General features: G+C 52.2%; 13 protein-coding genes. 9 read left to right on the top strand and 4 right to left on the bottom strand.

Annotated elements, in window-relative coordinates; all coding sequences use genetic code 11:
• Positions 1 to 3: 3 nt before the first annotated feature.
• Positions 4 to 510 (bottom strand): peptidylprolyl isomerase, encoded by a 507-nt coding sequence (locus AB1763_05620; protein MEW5832297.1) that lies wholly within the window; start codon positions 508 to 510, stop codon positions 4 to 6.
• A gap of 106 nt (positions 511 to 616) precedes the next feature.
• Here AB1763_05620 and AB1763_05615 point away from each other — a divergent pair, with 106 nt between their 5' ends.
• The 8 genes from AB1763_05615 (at position 617) to acs (ending at position 10,437) form a co-directional block, all read left to right on the top strand.
• On the top strand, positions 617 to 1,828 hold the full coding sequence (locus tag AB1763_05615) for an ATP-binding protein (GenBank protein ID MEW5832296.1): 1,212 nt from the start codon (positions 617 to 619) through the stop codon (positions 1,826 to 1,828).
• On the top strand, positions 1,809 to 2,471 hold the full coding sequence (locus AB1763_05610; protein MEW5832295.1) for a response regulator transcription factor: 663 nt from the start codon (positions 1,809 to 1,811) through the stop codon (positions 2,469 to 2,471). Before AB1763_05615 ends, AB1763_05610 begins: the two co-directional genes overlap by 20 nt.
• Before the next feature lie 133 nt (positions 2,472 to 2,604).
• Positions 2,605 to 3,984, top strand: coding sequence for an OprD family outer membrane porin (locus AB1763_05605; protein ID MEW5832294.1), 1,380 nt, complete (start codon positions 2,605 to 2,607; stop codon positions 3,982 to 3,984).
• 12 nt (positions 3,985 to 3,996) lie between these two features.
• On the top strand, positions 3,997 to 4,311 hold the full coding sequence (locus tag AB1763_05600; GenBank protein ID MEW5832293.1) for a DUF485 domain-containing protein: 315 nt from the start codon (positions 3,997 to 3,999) through the stop codon (positions 4,309 to 4,311).
• Entirely contained in the window at positions 4,311 to 5,975 is a 1,665-nt protein-coding gene (locus tag AB1763_05595) for a cation acetate symporter (protein ID MEW5832292.1), read from the top strand. The genes AB1763_05600 and AB1763_05595 overlap by 1 nt, the downstream gene beginning before the upstream one ends.
• Before the next feature lie 53 nt (positions 5,976 to 6,028).
• Positions 6,029 to 7,852, top strand: coding sequence for a putative nucleotidyltransferase substrate binding domain-containing protein (locus AB1763_05590; protein ID MEW5832291.1), 1,824 nt, complete (start codon positions 6,029 to 6,031; stop codon positions 7,850 to 7,852).
• A complete protein-coding gene (locus tag AB1763_05585) occupies positions 7,852 to 8,466 on the top strand; it encodes a 3'-5' exonuclease (protein MEW5832290.1) in 615 nt (204 codons plus the stop codon). Before AB1763_05590 ends, AB1763_05585 begins: the two co-directional genes overlap by 1 nt.
• Positions 8,467 to 8,478: 12 nt before the next feature.
• A complete protein-coding gene (gene acs, locus AB1763_05580) occupies positions 8,479 to 10,437 on the top strand; it encodes an acetate--CoA ligase (GenBank protein ID MEW5832289.1) in 1,959 nt (652 codons plus the stop codon).
• Between the two features lie 77 nt (positions 10,438 to 10,514).
• Here acs and AB1763_05575 read toward each other — a convergent pair whose 3' ends face one another.
• Genes AB1763_05575 through AB1763_05565 form a run of 3 tightly spaced genes read right to left on the bottom strand, consistent with a single transcriptional unit; the run spans position 10,515 to position 14,744 of the window.
• Positions 10,515 to 12,539: a molybdopterin-dependent oxidoreductase gene (locus AB1763_05575; GenBank protein MEW5832288.1), complete on the bottom strand. Its 2,025-nt coding sequence runs from the start codon at positions 12,537 to 12,539 to the stop codon at positions 10,515 to 10,517.
• Positions 12,539 to 14,182 carry a ferredoxin--nitrite reductase gene (locus AB1763_05570; GenBank protein ID MEW5832287.1) on the bottom strand — a complete coding sequence of 548 codons (1,644 nt, stop codon included), beginning with the start codon at positions 14,180 to 14,182 and terminating at the stop codon, positions 12,539 to 12,541. The genes AB1763_05575 and AB1763_05570 overlap by 1 nt, the downstream gene beginning before the upstream one ends.
• The gene (locus AB1763_05565) at positions 14,160 to 14,744 is read right to left on the bottom strand and encodes an SAM-dependent methyltransferase (GenBank protein MEW5832286.1); all 585 of its coding nucleotides are present in this window, start codon (positions 14,742 to 14,744) and stop codon (positions 14,160 to 14,162) included. The genes AB1763_05570 and AB1763_05565 overlap by 23 nt, the downstream gene beginning before the upstream one ends.
• Positions 14,745 to 14,865: 121 nt before the next feature.
• Here AB1763_05565 and AB1763_05560 point away from each other — a divergent pair, with 121 nt between their 5' ends.
• The gene (locus AB1763_05560; GenBank protein ID MEW5832285.1) at positions 14,866 to 15,435 is read left to right on the top strand and encodes a bifunctional precorrin-2 dehydrogenase/sirohydrochlorin ferrochelatase; all 570 of its coding nucleotides are present in this window, start codon (positions 14,866 to 14,868) and stop codon (positions 15,433 to 15,435) included.
• Positions 15,436 to 15,471: the final 36 nt, after the last annotated feature.

The raw sequence follows: 15,471 nt of genomic DNA, 5'->3' as shown, positions 1-15,471 counted from the left end.
CGGTTAGCCGCGTGCGGCGAGAATTTCAACCGATTCGATGGTGTCGCGCATCTGGATACTGTCCAGTACCGCCATCGATTCGGCGTCGTCGGCTTCGATTCCGCCGAAAACGGTGTGTACGCCGTCCAGATGCGGGCAGTTGACGAAGCAGATGAAAAACTGGCTTCCGCCGGTGTTTGGACCGGCGTGCGCCATGGAGAGGGCACCTTTGACGTGGCGGTGTTTGTTAAGGGCCGTTTCGCACGGAATGGCCCATCCCGGGCCGCCCGTTCCCGTACCGTGGGGGCATCCGCCCTGAGCCATGAAACCGGGGATGACGCGGTGGAAGTTGAGACCGTTGTAAAACCCGTCATTTACGAGTGCGGCGAAGTTGGCGACGGTATTGGGGGTTTCGTCATTGTAGAGTTTGAGCCACATAACCCCTTTGTTGGTTGTCATTTTGGCCCATGCGTAGCTTGCGAGCTCTTCGGGAGTAGCGTTGTAGTTTTTGAGTTCTTTGCGTCCGAACATTGTTTCCGAATCCTTCAGAGAATTTTTTGGAATTATAGTCGAAGAATCTTAACCTAATAAAGCGGAATCGGTTATAATGCCCTAAATTTATTTGGAGAACGAATAATTGGAATCCTGGCTGCAGCGTCGTTTGGCCCGTTTGTCACTGCGTGAACTCCACTTCTATACCATTGTCTTCATTCTCCTTTTTACCGTTATTTTCGCTTCGTTGCTCATCTATGACGAGTATCGCCAGTTTGCTTTGGCTTCCGACACGACGCTGTTCGGTATCCGGGGCGATTCCCATGCGCTCAAGGGGCGGCTGATCAAAATCATCGTCGAGATCTCGACACTGGCGCTGATCCTGTTCAGTTTCATCTTCGGGATTTCCAAAATCGTCAATACGATGATCGCACGCGACATGGAGCGCTTTATGAAGTTTTTCGAAGCGGTTCATACCGGTGCAAAGCCGATTTCCGGGGATGAACTGTATTTCAGCGAATTCAAGCGGATGTCGGGGTACGCCAACGAGATGGCGTCGACCATCCAGGAACAAAAAGAGACGCTCCGGACTCTCAACGCCGATCTCGAAGAGCGGGTCAAACGGAAAACGGCCGCGCTGCAGCTCAAAAACGAGGCGCTCGAAGCCGAGCAGAAGTTTTCGCAGGAGCTGCTCGAATCGCACAAGCAGTTTATCCGCTACGCCGTTCACGAAACGCATACTCCCCTTTCGGTCATCATGGCCAACATTGAACTCTTCTCGATGAACGAAGGGCGGAACCGTTACCTGGCGAAGATCGAAGCGGCGGTCAAAAACATCTTCAGCATTTACGACGACCTGAGCTACCTGGTGAAAAAAGATCAGATCGACTATCCCAAAAAACCCATCGAGTTAGGCGAATACGTCGAAAAACGGCTTGAGTTTTTCGATGAGGTGGCCCAGTTTTCAAATCATTCTTTTAGCTACAGACGTCCCGAACCCGAGTCATGGATCCATTTTAACGAGACGAAACTCCAGCGGGTGATCGACAACAACATCACCAACGCGATCCGCTACAGCAAAAGCGGCGAACCGATCGAAGTGGGCATCGCGTGCGACGGTTTGTCGTGCCGTTTTTGGGTACAGAGCCGTTCGCAAAAAATTCATGACGCCCAAAAGATTTTCGAGGCATACTATCGCGAACGAAAAAAAAGCGACGGGTTCGGTCTGGGGCTGAGCCTGGTCAAATCGATCTGCGACGAGGACGGGGTCGAAATCCGGATCGGTTTCGAAGACGATAAGACCCGTTTTGAATACCGTTTTAACAAAGAGGCTGCGATTGAAAATACTTCTGCTTGAAGACGAGGCGATGCTCAGCGAAGCGATCAACGAGTATTTGGCCTCTCTGGGACATCGAGTCAGCCTGTTTGACGACGGCACCGATGCCCTGGAGAGGCTCAGAAGCGAAACGTTTGATCTTCTGGTGTTGGACATCAACGTTCCGGGGATCAACGGGCTGGAACTGCTCGAACAGCTTCACGCCCTCAAAATACGGACACCCGCGATCTACATCAGCGCGCTGGTGGATATCGAAGGGATCAGCCGCGCCTACGACCTGGGGTGCTACGACTATCTGAAAAAACCGTTTCATCTCAAAGAGCTTTCGCTCCGAATCGACAAGGTGATGCAAAGCTGCGCCATTCCGCAAAGCCATCTCAAACTCTCCAAAAGCTACAGTTACGATGCCGCGACGTCAACTTTAATGTGTGAAAACGTAACACAACCGTTGACGAAACGGCAGCTTCAGATTATCGATCTTTTGGCCAGAAATCGGGGTCGTATCGTCGATTTCGACCAGTTTCGCGCCTATATATGGGATGAAGAGTACGTCGACAATGCTACGATCCGTGCGGAAGTAAGCCGTCTCAAAAAATCTCTCAAAGAGGATTTCATCCAGAATATCCGCTCTTTGGGTTACATGATCGACATTCCCCGCTCATAAACGTTACATTTTTACTCAAATACTTTGTTTTTCTTCCCGTTTTTCACTCGGAATGTTTCCGTTTTTTGTTTTGCTACGTTCGTGCTACGTTTTGTTTTCATAATGACAGTGTGAAAAAAAAGAAGGAGTGAGAATGAGAGGTACAGTATCTCTGTCGCTTTTGGCGTCGGCGCTGGTCGTCAACGCTATGGCTGCCGATGATTTGGCGGGTATGTTTAAAGAAGGGAAAGCAAGCGGTCAGCTGCGTGCTTTCTACATCGACCGTGATTACGACGGATACAGCAATGCCACGTCGGTCCACCGTAATGCGACCGCAGTCGGCGGATACCTGAAATACGAGACGGGTGCATGGAACGGTGTGAGTCTGGGTGCGGCGTTTTATACGTCGAACGGTTTGTTTTTGAAAGACAAAACCACCTCCAGCGGTGCCGACAATCCTGAAGTCGATCCGACATTGCTGGGTAAAAGCAACGATTCGGTGACCTATCTGGGCGAAGCGTATCTGCAATACAAAAACGGTAATACGACATTTAAGGGCGGACGCCAGAAACTCGATACGCCGCTTGCGGGCAGCGACGATGCTCGGATGCTTCCCAACCTGTTTGAAGCGTATGTTCTGACGAATACGGACCTCAAAGACACGACGCTGATTGCGGCACATGTGACAAAATTCGCACAGGGGACTTTCGGCCGCGCTTACAACGGTGCAGGCGGCGTACCGGATAAAGTACTCAGCGGAACGTCGGGATATTCCCTCGTCGATACGAAAAACTATGTCGGGGAATTCGTCGACATGGGTACGTATGCGATCGGCGACAATACCGGGGGCGTGAGCGTTTTGGCCGCTGTTTACACAGGGATCAAAGGACTCAAGCTTCAATTGTGGGATTACTATGCGCATGACATCCTCAATGCCGTTTATACGGAAGCCAACTACGGCTGGTCGTATGCAAGCGGTATTTCACCGTATGTCGGGGTGCAGTGGATCAACGAACGCGATGTGGGATCGAACAACGCATCGCCGGCTTTGGAACTCAACAAAATCGAAAGCGATTTCGTAGCGGCGAAAGTCGGAGCAAAAATCGGAAACTGCGATGTTTCGGTCGCCGTTTCACACAATACCAAAGATGATGCTTCCGCGATCAACGGCGGAACGGTCTCTCCGTGGGGCGGAATGCCGGCGTATACCCAGGGTATGGTAACGCGTCACCAGTTTATGGCCGGCACCGATGCCTGGAAAGTTGCGGCGTCGTACGACTGGAAAGATTACGGCGTCAATCTTAATACGGGCGTTTTCTATGTCGAATATGACATGGATCCGCTCAACGGGTATTCGGACGCCGTATCGGCGGATAAAGCGACCGAAGCAGGATTTGATATCATTTACAACCCTCAGGTCGTTAAAAACCTTCAGCTGCGCCTGCGCGGCAATTTCCCGCGCGGCTACAAAGAGACAACCGCCGGAAACATGGGTTGGGACGAATACCGCGTTATCGCGAACTACAACTTTTAAAGGAGGTTGATTATGAAACAAGAACTGGTAGATCAGATCAAAAATGATCCTGATTATCTCCGTTTGGTAAGCGAACGGGGGCGTTTTGCCTGGATACTGACCATCGCGATGCTCGTCATCTATTTCGGGTTTGTCCTGGTGATCGCGTTTGATCCGAAACTTTTGGGGGCTCCGCTTTCTGCAGGTTCGGTTACCACGGTCGGTATCCCGGTCGGGATCGGGGTTATCCTCAGCGCATTCATTTTGACGGGTATCTACGTCAAACGTGCCAACGGCGAGTTCGACGAAGCGACGAACCGCATCAAAGCGAAAGTAAAGGGAGAATGATGAAAACGTTGTTACTGACCCTTCTTGCCGCAGGGTATGCCTTTGCGGGCGACGCTCTGGGCGGCGAAGTGGAAAAACAGGCGCTGAACATGTCGGCGATCATTATGTTCTTGATCTTTGTCGGTGCTACATTGGGTATCACCTATTGGGCCGCAAAACGGACCAAAACGGCGAAAGATTTCTATACCGCCGGCGGCGGGATCACCGGATTTCAAAACGGTATGGCGATCGCGGGCGACTATATGTCGGCGGCATCGTTCCTGGGGATTTCGGCACTCGTTTATGCCAAAGGGTATGACGGTCTGATCTACTCTATCGGGTTCCTTGTCGGGTGGCCGATCATTCTGTTCATGATCGCCGAGCAGCTTCGCAACCTCGGTAAGTACACGTTCGCGGACGTTGCGTCGTATCGTCTGCAGCAGACGCCTATTCGTACTTTGGCGGCTTTCGGTTCGATCGTGACGGTTATCCTTTATCTGATCGCGCAGATGGTCGGTGCGGGTAAACTGATCCAGCTTCTGTTCGGTCTGGATTACGAAGTTGCGGTTATTCTCGTCGGCGTCCTGATGATCCTCTACGTTACGTTCGGCGGTATGCTGGCGACGACATGGGTACAGATCATTAAAGCGTTCCTCCTTCTTTCAGGTGCGACGTTCATGGCGGTTGCCGTTATGGCCCACTACAACTTCAACTTCGAATCGCTGTTCGCGACTGCGGTTGAGATGAAAGGGACAACAGACATTATGGCTCCGGGCGGGCTCGTTTCCGATCCGATTTCGGCCATTTCTTTGGGTATCGCTCTTATGTTCGGTACGGCGGGTCTTCCGCACATCCTGATGCGTTTCTTCACCGTTGCCGATGCCAAAGAAGCTCGCAAATCGGTGTTCTACGCGACGGGATTCATCGGGTATTTCTATATCCTGACGTTCATTATCGGTTTCGGTGCGATCGTCATGGTTTTCCAGAACCCGCAGTATCTTGACGTGGCAAAACAGGCGATCGACGGCGGTGCTCCGATCCTCGGCGGCGACAACATGGCGGCGATCCACCTTTCACATGCGGTTGGCGGAGACTTCTTCCTCGGGTTCATCTCGGCGGTAGCGTTCGCTACGATCCTTGCGGTCGTATCGGGTCTGACGCTTGCAGGTGCCTCGGCGATCTCACACGACCTTTATGCTTCGGTTCTGCGTGCAGGACGTGCGGATGGGCTTATGGAGATGAAAGTTTCTAAAATCTCTACCGTTGCGTTGGGGATTGTTGCGATTTTCCTGGGAATCGCGTTTGAGAGCCAGAACATCGCGTTCATGGTCGGTCTTGCCTTCGCTATTGCGGCGAGTGCGAACTTCCCGATCCTGTTCCTCTCCATGTTCTGGTCGAAACTCACCACTCGCGGTGCACTGATCGGCGGATCGCTCGGTTTGGCTACGGCTGCGGTTCTGGTGATCCTCGGGCCGACCGTATGGGTGGACGTACTGGGTAACGCGGAAGCGATCTTCCCGTACAAATATCCGGCTCTGTTCTCGGTCACGGCGGCGTTCGTCGGTATCTGGTTCTTCTCGATCACCGACAAGAGCGATACGGCCAAAAAAGAGTACGAAGCGTTCGAAGCGCAAAACATCCGCTGCCAGACCGGTATCGGTGCTGAGGGTGCCGTTGAGCACTAAAGCCTTCCCCGTCCTTTCGGGGGCGGGTTTGATTAATTTTCCAGGAGATGGTTTTGAGTCTCTTTGACCAAAAAGCACTTTTAATGTCGATCCATCCGTTTGATCTGCTTACCGAGCGAATGATCGAAAAGCTGATGACCCAGATGGATATTGCCTACTATCCCAGGGAGACGGTACTGATCGCTCCGAGGGTGAGGGCCGAATCGCTTTACATTATCATCAAAGGCATCGTCAATGAAACCATCGACGGTGAACTCCAAAACGTCTACGGCGAACGTGACAGCTTCGATGCGAACTCCCTTATATACGGCAATACCCAAAGCACTTTCATCGTTGCCGAAGACCTGATCTGTTACTCCCTTCCCAAAGAATCCTTCCTCAACCTTCTCCAAGACGCCGAAACGTTCCAAAACTATTTCATGCAGGATTTCATCACCAAACATCAGCGTCTTAAAGAACGTCAGCACCAAAACGAGCTGACCCCGTTTATGGTGGCCCGTGTCGATGAAATCTACCTCCATGTCCCTTGCATTATCGGTGCGCAGGCCTCGATCCGAAACGCTCTCTCCGAGATGGCGGGGACAAACGCAAAAGTGATTCTGGTGGACAATGAGGGGGTAATGGGGATCGTCACCGACACGAACCTGCGCGAGAAAGTCCTTTTGGCCGACAAAAGCGTTTCCGATCCGATCGGCGACATCGCAACGTACGGTCTTATTACGATCGAGAGGAGCGACTTTTTGTTCAACGCGCTTCTGCTGTTCACAAAGCACGGGGTTAAACGCCTCGTCGTGACCGAAGAGGGAAAAATCGTCGGTATTCTCGAACAGCTCGATCTGCTGAGCCATTTTGCCAACCATACCCACCTCATTGCCGCCTCCATCGAGCGCGCCACTTCCATCGACGAGCTGCAAAGCATCGAACGCTCGCTTATGCAGGTGGTCAGGTCGCTCACTTCCAAAGGGGTGCGGGTCCGCTACGTCTCCAAGCTGGTGAGCGAACTCAACGCCAAGGTGTACCGCAAAGTGTTCGAAATGGTCCTTCCCGAGACGATGCAGCGCCGCTGCGCGCTCGTCGTAATGGGAAGCGAAGGGCGCGGCGAGCAGGTATTGCGCACCGATCAGGACAATGCCCTCATCATTGCCGACGGTGAAGACGAAGAAGCGTACCGTCCTTTCATGGAGCGGCTCAACGAGTACCTGATCCGGCTCGGGTTTCCCAAATGCGCCGGCAACATCATGGTCAGCAACCCTTACTGGCGCCGAAGTGTTTCGGGCTATAAAAAACAGATTTCCTCATGGACCGATACGCTCAACGAAGAGACGCTCCAGTCGCTTTCCATTTTTCTTGACGCCCATTGTGTGGCGGGTGATGAGACGCTTTTAACCGAGTGCAAAAATTTTCTCTTCGAGCGTTTCGAGGGTCGCAGCGATATTCTGGCCCATCTGGCGAAGGCATCGCTGGCGTTCGAGACCCCGCTGTCGCTGTTTTCGGGCTTCGTCCTGGGACGCGACGCGCATGAGAGCGAACTCGACATCAAAAAAGGAGGGGTGTTCGCGATCGTCCACGGTGTGCGGATCCTAGCCCTTGAGCACAAGATCGAGACGACCAATACGACCGAACGGATCAAGGAACTCAATAACATCGGATTGTTCGACAAGCGGTTCGCGAGTGAACTGATCGAAGCCTACGATACGCTGCTCTCGATCCGGCTGCGGACGATGCTCTCTCAAAAGCAGGTACTCAAGGAACAAAATTACGTCAATCCCAAACTGCTCAGCAAAGCCGACCGGGATCTGCTCAAAGACGCATTCAAAATCGTTAACACGTTCAAAAAATTCCTGACCTACCACTTCCATCTGGGGATGGTAGTGTAATGTTCGAGGCGTTGAGACGCTCATGGAACCTCCGGGGGCTCAAAGACGATGCGTATGCGTCGCTCTTCGAGCCCTACGAAGGGGATGAAGCGGTCGTTTTCGATACCGAAACGACCGGATTGAATCCGAAAAAAGACGAAGTTCTGAGTATCGGCGCGGTCAAAGTCAAAGGGGACAGAATTCTCACCTCGCAGAGTTTCGAGGTGTTTCTTAAACCGTCCCGCGCCATCAGTGCCGAAAGCATTAAAATCCATCATATAAGGCCGTGTGATCTTGAACACGCCGTCGAGCCGTTAGAGGGGGTGAAAAAGTTTTTAGAATTTGTGGGGAACCGCCCGCTGGTGGGCTATTACCTGGAGTTTGACGTCTCCATGATGAACCGTATGATCAAGCCGTGGCTGGGGGTAACGCTCCCCAACCGCCAGATCGAGGTGTCGGGGCTATATTTTGACAAGAAAATTGCCCTTATTCCGCAAGGAAATATTGATTTACGCTTTGATACAATCTTACGCGATTTAAACATCCCGAAGATGGGTCAACACAACGCATTGAACGATGCGATTATGACCGCTATGGTCTACATAAAATTACAACACACCATTAAATTAAACTAAGGAGCAATTGCTATGAGCGATACCGTAAAACCGATTTTTCATCCCAACCGTGAGTTCGCCAAAAACGCGCGCATCAAAAACATGTGCGAGTACAAAGAACTTCAAGACTGGGCCAACGAAGATTACGAAGGGTACTGGGGACACTTCGCAAACGAAAAAATCGACTGGTTCCAGCCGTATACGCAGGTGCTCGACGAGAGCAACGCACCGTTTTACAAATGGTTTGTCGGTGGAAAACTCAACGTTGCCCACCAGTGTATTGACCGCCATCTTTCGACCCGTAAAAACAAAGCGGCGATCATCTTCGAAGGGGACCGCGGCGACAAACAGATCATTACGTATCTGGAGCTTTACTACAACGTCAACCGCTTTGCCAACCTTCTCAAAAACGAGTTCCACGTCAAAAAGGGTGACCGCGTCATCATCTATATGCCGATGATTCCCGAAGCGGCTTACGCGATGCTGGCGTGTGCCCGTATCGGTGCGATCCACTCGATCGTATTCGGCGGTTTCTCGGCCGAAGCGCTCAAAGACCGTATCGAAGACGCCGAGGCGAAACTGGTTATCACCGCTGACGGTGCCTACCGTAAAGACAAGCCTTACATGCTCAAGCCGGTCGTAGACCAGGCGATTACCGAGAATTCTCCGGTCGAGAAAGTGCTCGTCATCGAGCGCAACAACGAAGACATCAACTGGGTGGCGGGACGCGATTATTCGTACAACGAACTGATCAAAAACCAAGCTCCCGAATGTCCTGCGGAGATCATGGATGCCGAAGATCCGCTCTTCCTCCTCTATACGTCCGGTTCTACCGGCAAACCCAAAGGGGTCCAGCACAACCAGGCGGGATACATCCTGTGGGCGCAGATGACGATGGAATGGGTATTCGACGTCAAAGAAAACGACACCTACTGGTGTACGGCGGACGTAGGCTGGATCACCGGTCACACCTACATCGTGTACGGACCGCTGGCGATGGGTGCGACGACCGTGATGTTCGAAGGGGTTCCGACCTATCCGGATGCCGGACGTCCGTGGAAAATGGTCGAAGAATACAAAATCAACCAGTTCTACACCGCGCCGACCGCAATCCGCGTATTGCACAAAACGGGTGAAGACGAGCCTTCGAAATACGACCTCTCCAGCCTGAAAGTCCTCGGAACCGTCGGCGAACCGATCGACCCGCCGGCATGGAAATGGTACTACGAAGCGGTCGGCGGCGGCAAATGCGCCATCGTCGATACCTACTGGCAGACCGAAACGGGCGGGCACATCGTTTCTCCGCTCCCGGGTGCGACACCGATCAAACCGGCGTGCGCCACGCTGCCGTTGCCGGGGATCATGGGAGAAATTCTTGATCCGCAAACGGGTGCAAAAGTGGGCGTTGGCGAAAGCGGCTACATGTGCGTAACACGTCCTTGGCCGTCAATGATCCGCAACATCTGGGGAGACCCGGAGCGTTTCGTCAAATCGTATTTCGGCGACGTCAAAAAAGAGGGCAAAGCGGTTTACTTTACGGGTGACGGCGCGATCTACGATGCGGACGGCTACATCACGATCACGGGCCGTACAGACGACGTTATCAACGTTTCGGGCCACCGTATGGGAACGGCCGAAGTCGAAGCGGCGTGTAAAAAACACCCCAACGTCGCCGAAGTCGCCGTCGTCGGCAAACCGCACGACATCAAAGGGGAAGGGATCTTCGCCTACATCGTCCTCAAAAGCGAAGACACCATCGGCGAAGAGATGGAAATGGTCAAAGAGATCAATAAAGTGATTATGAAAGAGATCGGTAACATCGCGGTGTGCGACGATATCGTTTTCGTTCCGGGCCTGCCGAAAACCCGTTCGGGCAAAATCATGCGCCGTATCCTGCGCTCCATCGCCAAAGGCGAAGCGATCACGCAGGATATCTCGACGCTCGAAGATCCTAGCATCGTTGCGACGATCGAAGCGAAAGTCAAAGGGTAATCCTTATCGCTTGTTCCGGGGGTTCCCCGGACATTTCTTCTTTATTCTTCTTGAATCAATCCATAGCCTTCCAAAGATTATAATATAGTTGATTTCGACACGGATACTTTTGCCGACTTCAGAGCACTTTGGAACGACAGAGGATCATTGGTAACCGGAACCAGACGATTGATCGGTGATTCGGTGTAGCCGAACGGTGCAAATAGATGTTTTCTCGCCAGGATTCCAAAACGCACCTTGAGACTGAGCTCTCCCAATTCGTTTTGCAAATGGGCATAATCTCCTTCATCCAAACCCAGAATGGCGGCTTCTTCGGGATTCATAAGAACGAAAGCTTCTTCTTCACCCTGGAATAATTCGTTTATATGACCTGTACGGGTCATCGTATGCCACTGTTTTTTCGTCCGCCCGGTGAGGAGGATGAACTCTCCCTCTTGGAGTTCCGTTGAGCGAGAGACGATCGGGTTAAACTTCGCCTTTTTAGACACGGTAGCAAACACTTCCTCCCCATACAGCCGTTCCCCTCCCCACTGATACGAGAGGCTCTCATACTCCTGTGTGCTTTGGTCGCATAACCGCCCTTGGGTCAATCGTTTGTATTCATCGTAAATCTCTGCCGTATCGGTAAAATCAAAGCCTGAAAATCCGAGTGCTCGTGCGACCGAACAGACGATATCCGAATCGCTTTTGGCACCGTTCGGAGCAGGTTTAAAGGCTCTGACCCGTTTTATAAAGCGTTCGGAGTTGGTCATGCTCCCCTCTTTTTCACCCCACGCGGCACTGGGGAGGACGAGGTTCGCAAGAGCGGCCGTTTCGCTCAGTACACAATCTTGGACGACTAAAAAAAGGTCGTTTTCCACAAGGGCGGAGCGGGTTTTGGAAACATCGGGGAGGGTGATGAGGGGATTGGTACAGGCCACCCACAACAATCGTATCTCTTGACGCAGTATCGAATCGATCGCGTCGGTGATGGTGAGACCTACCTCGGATGAGATCGCTTCAGCGGGGAGATTCCAATGGTGTTCACACGATCGGCGATCCTCGGCGTTGCGGACATCGCGGTAGCCGGGGAGACCGTTGGAGAGGTAGCCCACTTCACGCCCCCCCATCGCGTTGGGTTGACCGGTGAGCGAGAAGGGTAGCCCTTTGCCCTTATTGATCCTCCCCGTAGCCAAAAAGAGGTTGATGAATCCGAGGTTGCGCATCACACCGTCTACCGCCTGGTTTAACCCCTGACACCAAAGCCCCACGATTTTTTTATCCGAACAAAACAAATCCACGAGAGTATGTGCGTCTTGGATAGATAATCCGCACGATTCGATTGCTTGGGAAAAGGGGATGGTTTGTGCGGAATGAAGTGTTTTTTCAAACCCTTCGCAGGAGCGGGCAATGAAATCGTTATCGCACCCGCCTCGTCTATGAATCTCGGATAATAAGGCGTTGTAGAGCATCGTGTCGCTCCCGCCGCGAAGCCCCAGCCACAGATCGGCTTTTTCGGCGGTTTCGGTACGGATCGGATCGATCACGATGATTCGGGTTTGCGGATGTGATTTTTTACGTGCCAGGATACGGCGATAGAGGATCGGGTGTGCCCACGCAGGGTTGGAGCCGCTGATGAGGATGACGTCGGCATCGTCGATATCGGCGTAATTTCCCACCGCTCCGTCGCTTCCGAATGCCATCTTGTGGGCGACGACGGCACTCGCCATACAGAGCCGTGAGTTCGCATCGACGTTGTTGGTTCCTAAATACCCTTTGATCAGTTTGGTAAAGAGATAGCTCTCTTCGCTAAGAAGCTGTCCCGAGAGGTAAAAATAGAGGGCTTCTGGGGGAATGGATTTAATCTGATCGGCTAAAATCGCTACCGCTTCATCCCATCCGATCGGTTGAAACGGTTGGGATTTATCACTGCGGTATAGAGGTGTCGTGAGGCGGCCGGCATCGAGCCCCTTGGCCATCTGAATCGGTTTGAAACACAGATCGCCGTGAGTGGAGGGGTTGGAAGGATCACCTTTGACTTTGATCCCTTTGTCGCTGAAATCGACGCTTAAGCCGCATCCCGTTCCGCAAAACGGGCATCCCGTAGAGATTGAATCGCTCATTAGCGTATCCGATCCAAGCTCAGATAGCCGTTTGTCCCCTCATGGGTGATTGCGTAGTTATGGCGCACGAGATCGGCGATTTCACCGATCTCGTAGTGATGACGAAGCCGTCTGATAAAGTGTTCCAAACTCTCATCACCGATACGAAGATCACGGTAAAGTTTCATCCATTCGGCGATATAGGCGGGAGCTTCATCCAAAAGGAGCCCTTTGAGAAACAGCTCGGCTTCACCTTCATCGGACGTCAGACTCCCGCCGAGAAAGAGATCGACCCCCAGCGCGGTTTTCCCCTCACGTGCCACTTTGCATCCGACAAATCCGAGATCTCCGGCACCGTGAACACCGCACCCTTTGATGCATGCCGACCAGTAAAAACGGACTTTGGCATTTTCGATCGGCACTTCACGACTAAGGTACTCTCCCATACGGATAGCATCGGGTTTGCCGGGGATGACCCCAAAGGGGCAATGTTCGCTTCCGGCACAGGCGATGAGGTTCGCCATATAGGGTGAGGGGCGATTGGGAAATTTGATAAAGAGGGGGGAAGCGAGGGCACCGGTTTCGTCTCTTATCCCCGTAAGGATGAGGTTTTGCTCGATTGTGAGGCGGATGGCTCCGTTTTGGCTTTCGGCGATACGGGCGGCTTCAAACAGATCGGTGCCGCTAAATACCCCCGAGGGTACGGGTACGTAAAGGGCCTTTCGCCCGTAGTTGAGAGTGACGCTCCCATAATGGTCTCCCCCCTCTTTATCGGCTAAACCGATTCCCGAAGAGGGGAAGGAACGTCCCAATTGTTCTTCGATAGCGGCTCTAAACTCCCCCATCCCGACCGCATCGATGAGAAATTTGAGACGGTTTTTATTGCGGTTATCCCGAAATCCGTAGGTTTTAAAGAGGATCGCCACCGCTTCGAATACCTCCGCCGCTTCGGTTGGGAGGACGAACATATCGGCATCTTGGGCCAAACATCCGACACGTCCCCCAAGATAGAGGTTAAATCCGTAAACTCCCCCCTTTTCAGCCAAAGAAAGGGCAAAGTCCTGTCCAAAGATATTGCAACGATTGCTGAGTGATCCGTTGATTCCGATGTTGAATTTTCGAGGCAGGGTGGTGATCCATTCGGGATTTTTCAAAAAAATCGATTGGATCTCCTCCATCATCGGACGGCAGGATATCAGATTGTCTGCGGCGAGTCCGTCGAGAGGATCGATCAGGATATTTCGGAAATTATCCACCCCTGTTTGGTAACTGGTCAAACCGACCCCTTCTAAAAGCCCAAGCGCTTCGGGGATATCTTCGATCTTCATGTAGCGCAGTTCGATCTGCTGGCGGGTAGTGAGATCGATGTAATCGTTTCCGAATGTTTTGGCGACGTAGGCGATCGCCATCGCCTGTGCGATATTGAGGGCACCTCCCGCAATCCGTACACGGATCATGAACCTCTCAGGGGTAGCGGGGCGGTCGAAGACACCGAAGCTTTTGAGAACAAAATCTTTATCTTCGTCGGTGATCGATGCATAGCCGCTTTTCGCATACCCTAAAAGGCGATTCCAGGCTTCCTGAGCGCTAAAAGTCTCTTTGATTACTTCGGTCTTGTGTTTTTTCGCACTGCGCGCGGCGCTAGCTTGCTGTAACGATGTCATAACGTTCCTCCTTGGATTCATAGCGGTAGGAGGGGAGGAGCTGTGCAAGATGGACAACGTTGCCGAACACCAAAATGGCCGGTTTCGGAGCCCCTTTGGCAGCGGTTATAAGATCGCCGGAGAGGTGCGCCGATACGACCGAAACCCCCGTACTGACACCCCGTGCGGTCGGGGCGATACCCGCAGACATTGGACCTGAGAGTGCCGAGGAGATACCCGGGATCACTTCGGTTTCGATGCCGTTTTGCGAGGCGTAGATGGCCTCTTCGGTTCCCCGCCCGAAGATATAGGGGTCACCGCATTTGAGCCGTCCGACGGTGTATCCCTGATGGGCATATTCGGTGATCATCGCATTGATCTCGCTTTGGGGGAAGCTGTGCTTTCCTTTCTCTTTGCCGACGAACACCACTTTGGTACGTTCAGGGATCAGATCGATGATCTCTTGGGTGAGGAGATGATCGATGAGGGCAACGTCGAGTTTTTGGATGGTTTTGAGTGCTTTACAGGTGAGCAGATCGGCATCACCGGGACCGCAACCGATTAAAAAGAGTTTTCCGTGCATAATGATTTCCTTGCCGTCTTTTATTCAGACTTTTTTATCTTTAAAAAGTTTAGTGTAAAATGGCGATAAGAAAAACAAATTTTTGGTTAATTTTTAATCAGTTAATTGCAAAGGATTTGGAATGGCACTGTTTCCGATGTTCGTCGATCTCAAAGATCAGGATTGTTTGGTGATCGGAGCGGGGGAAGTCGCTTTACGTAAAATTGAGCAGTTGGCGAAGTTTGCCCCCAAGCTAACCGTTATCGCTCCAGAGGTTCATGAGGAGATACGTATTCTCGGTTATCCCCTCACGATCATCGAACGCCCCTACGAGATCGGCGATTGCGAGGGACGGTACATGGTGATCGGGGCACTGGATGATTTGGGGGAACAAGAAAGAATTTACCGTTATTGCATCGAGAAAAAAATTCCGATCAACTGCGTCGATTCACCGGCATTGTGCAGTTTTATCTTTCCGGCGTTGATCGTCGAGGGGGATTTGTGTGTGGGGATCAACACGGCCGGACGTGCTCCGGCGGTGAGCTCGGCATTGCGGAAATTTTTGACGTCGGTTATCCCTGAGGGGATTCATGATTTGATCGATCGGGTTCATGCTATCCGTCAAAGCGAACCGGTGGGGAAAGAGCGGCAGAATAAAATCATCGAGATGTGCAAAAACTTTTTTGCATCGGTACAAAGAGTCAAGCAGTAGAGATAGAAAAGGTCAAACTTCTTACTACTGCTTGAG

This window comes from Campylobacterota bacterium (genome assembly GCA_040752835.1).
Classification (GTDB): domain Bacteria; phylum Campylobacterota; class Campylobacteria; order Campylobacterales; family Sulfurimonadaceae; genus Sulfuricurvum.
This window is presented reverse-complemented; position numbering and strand designations above follow the sequence as displayed.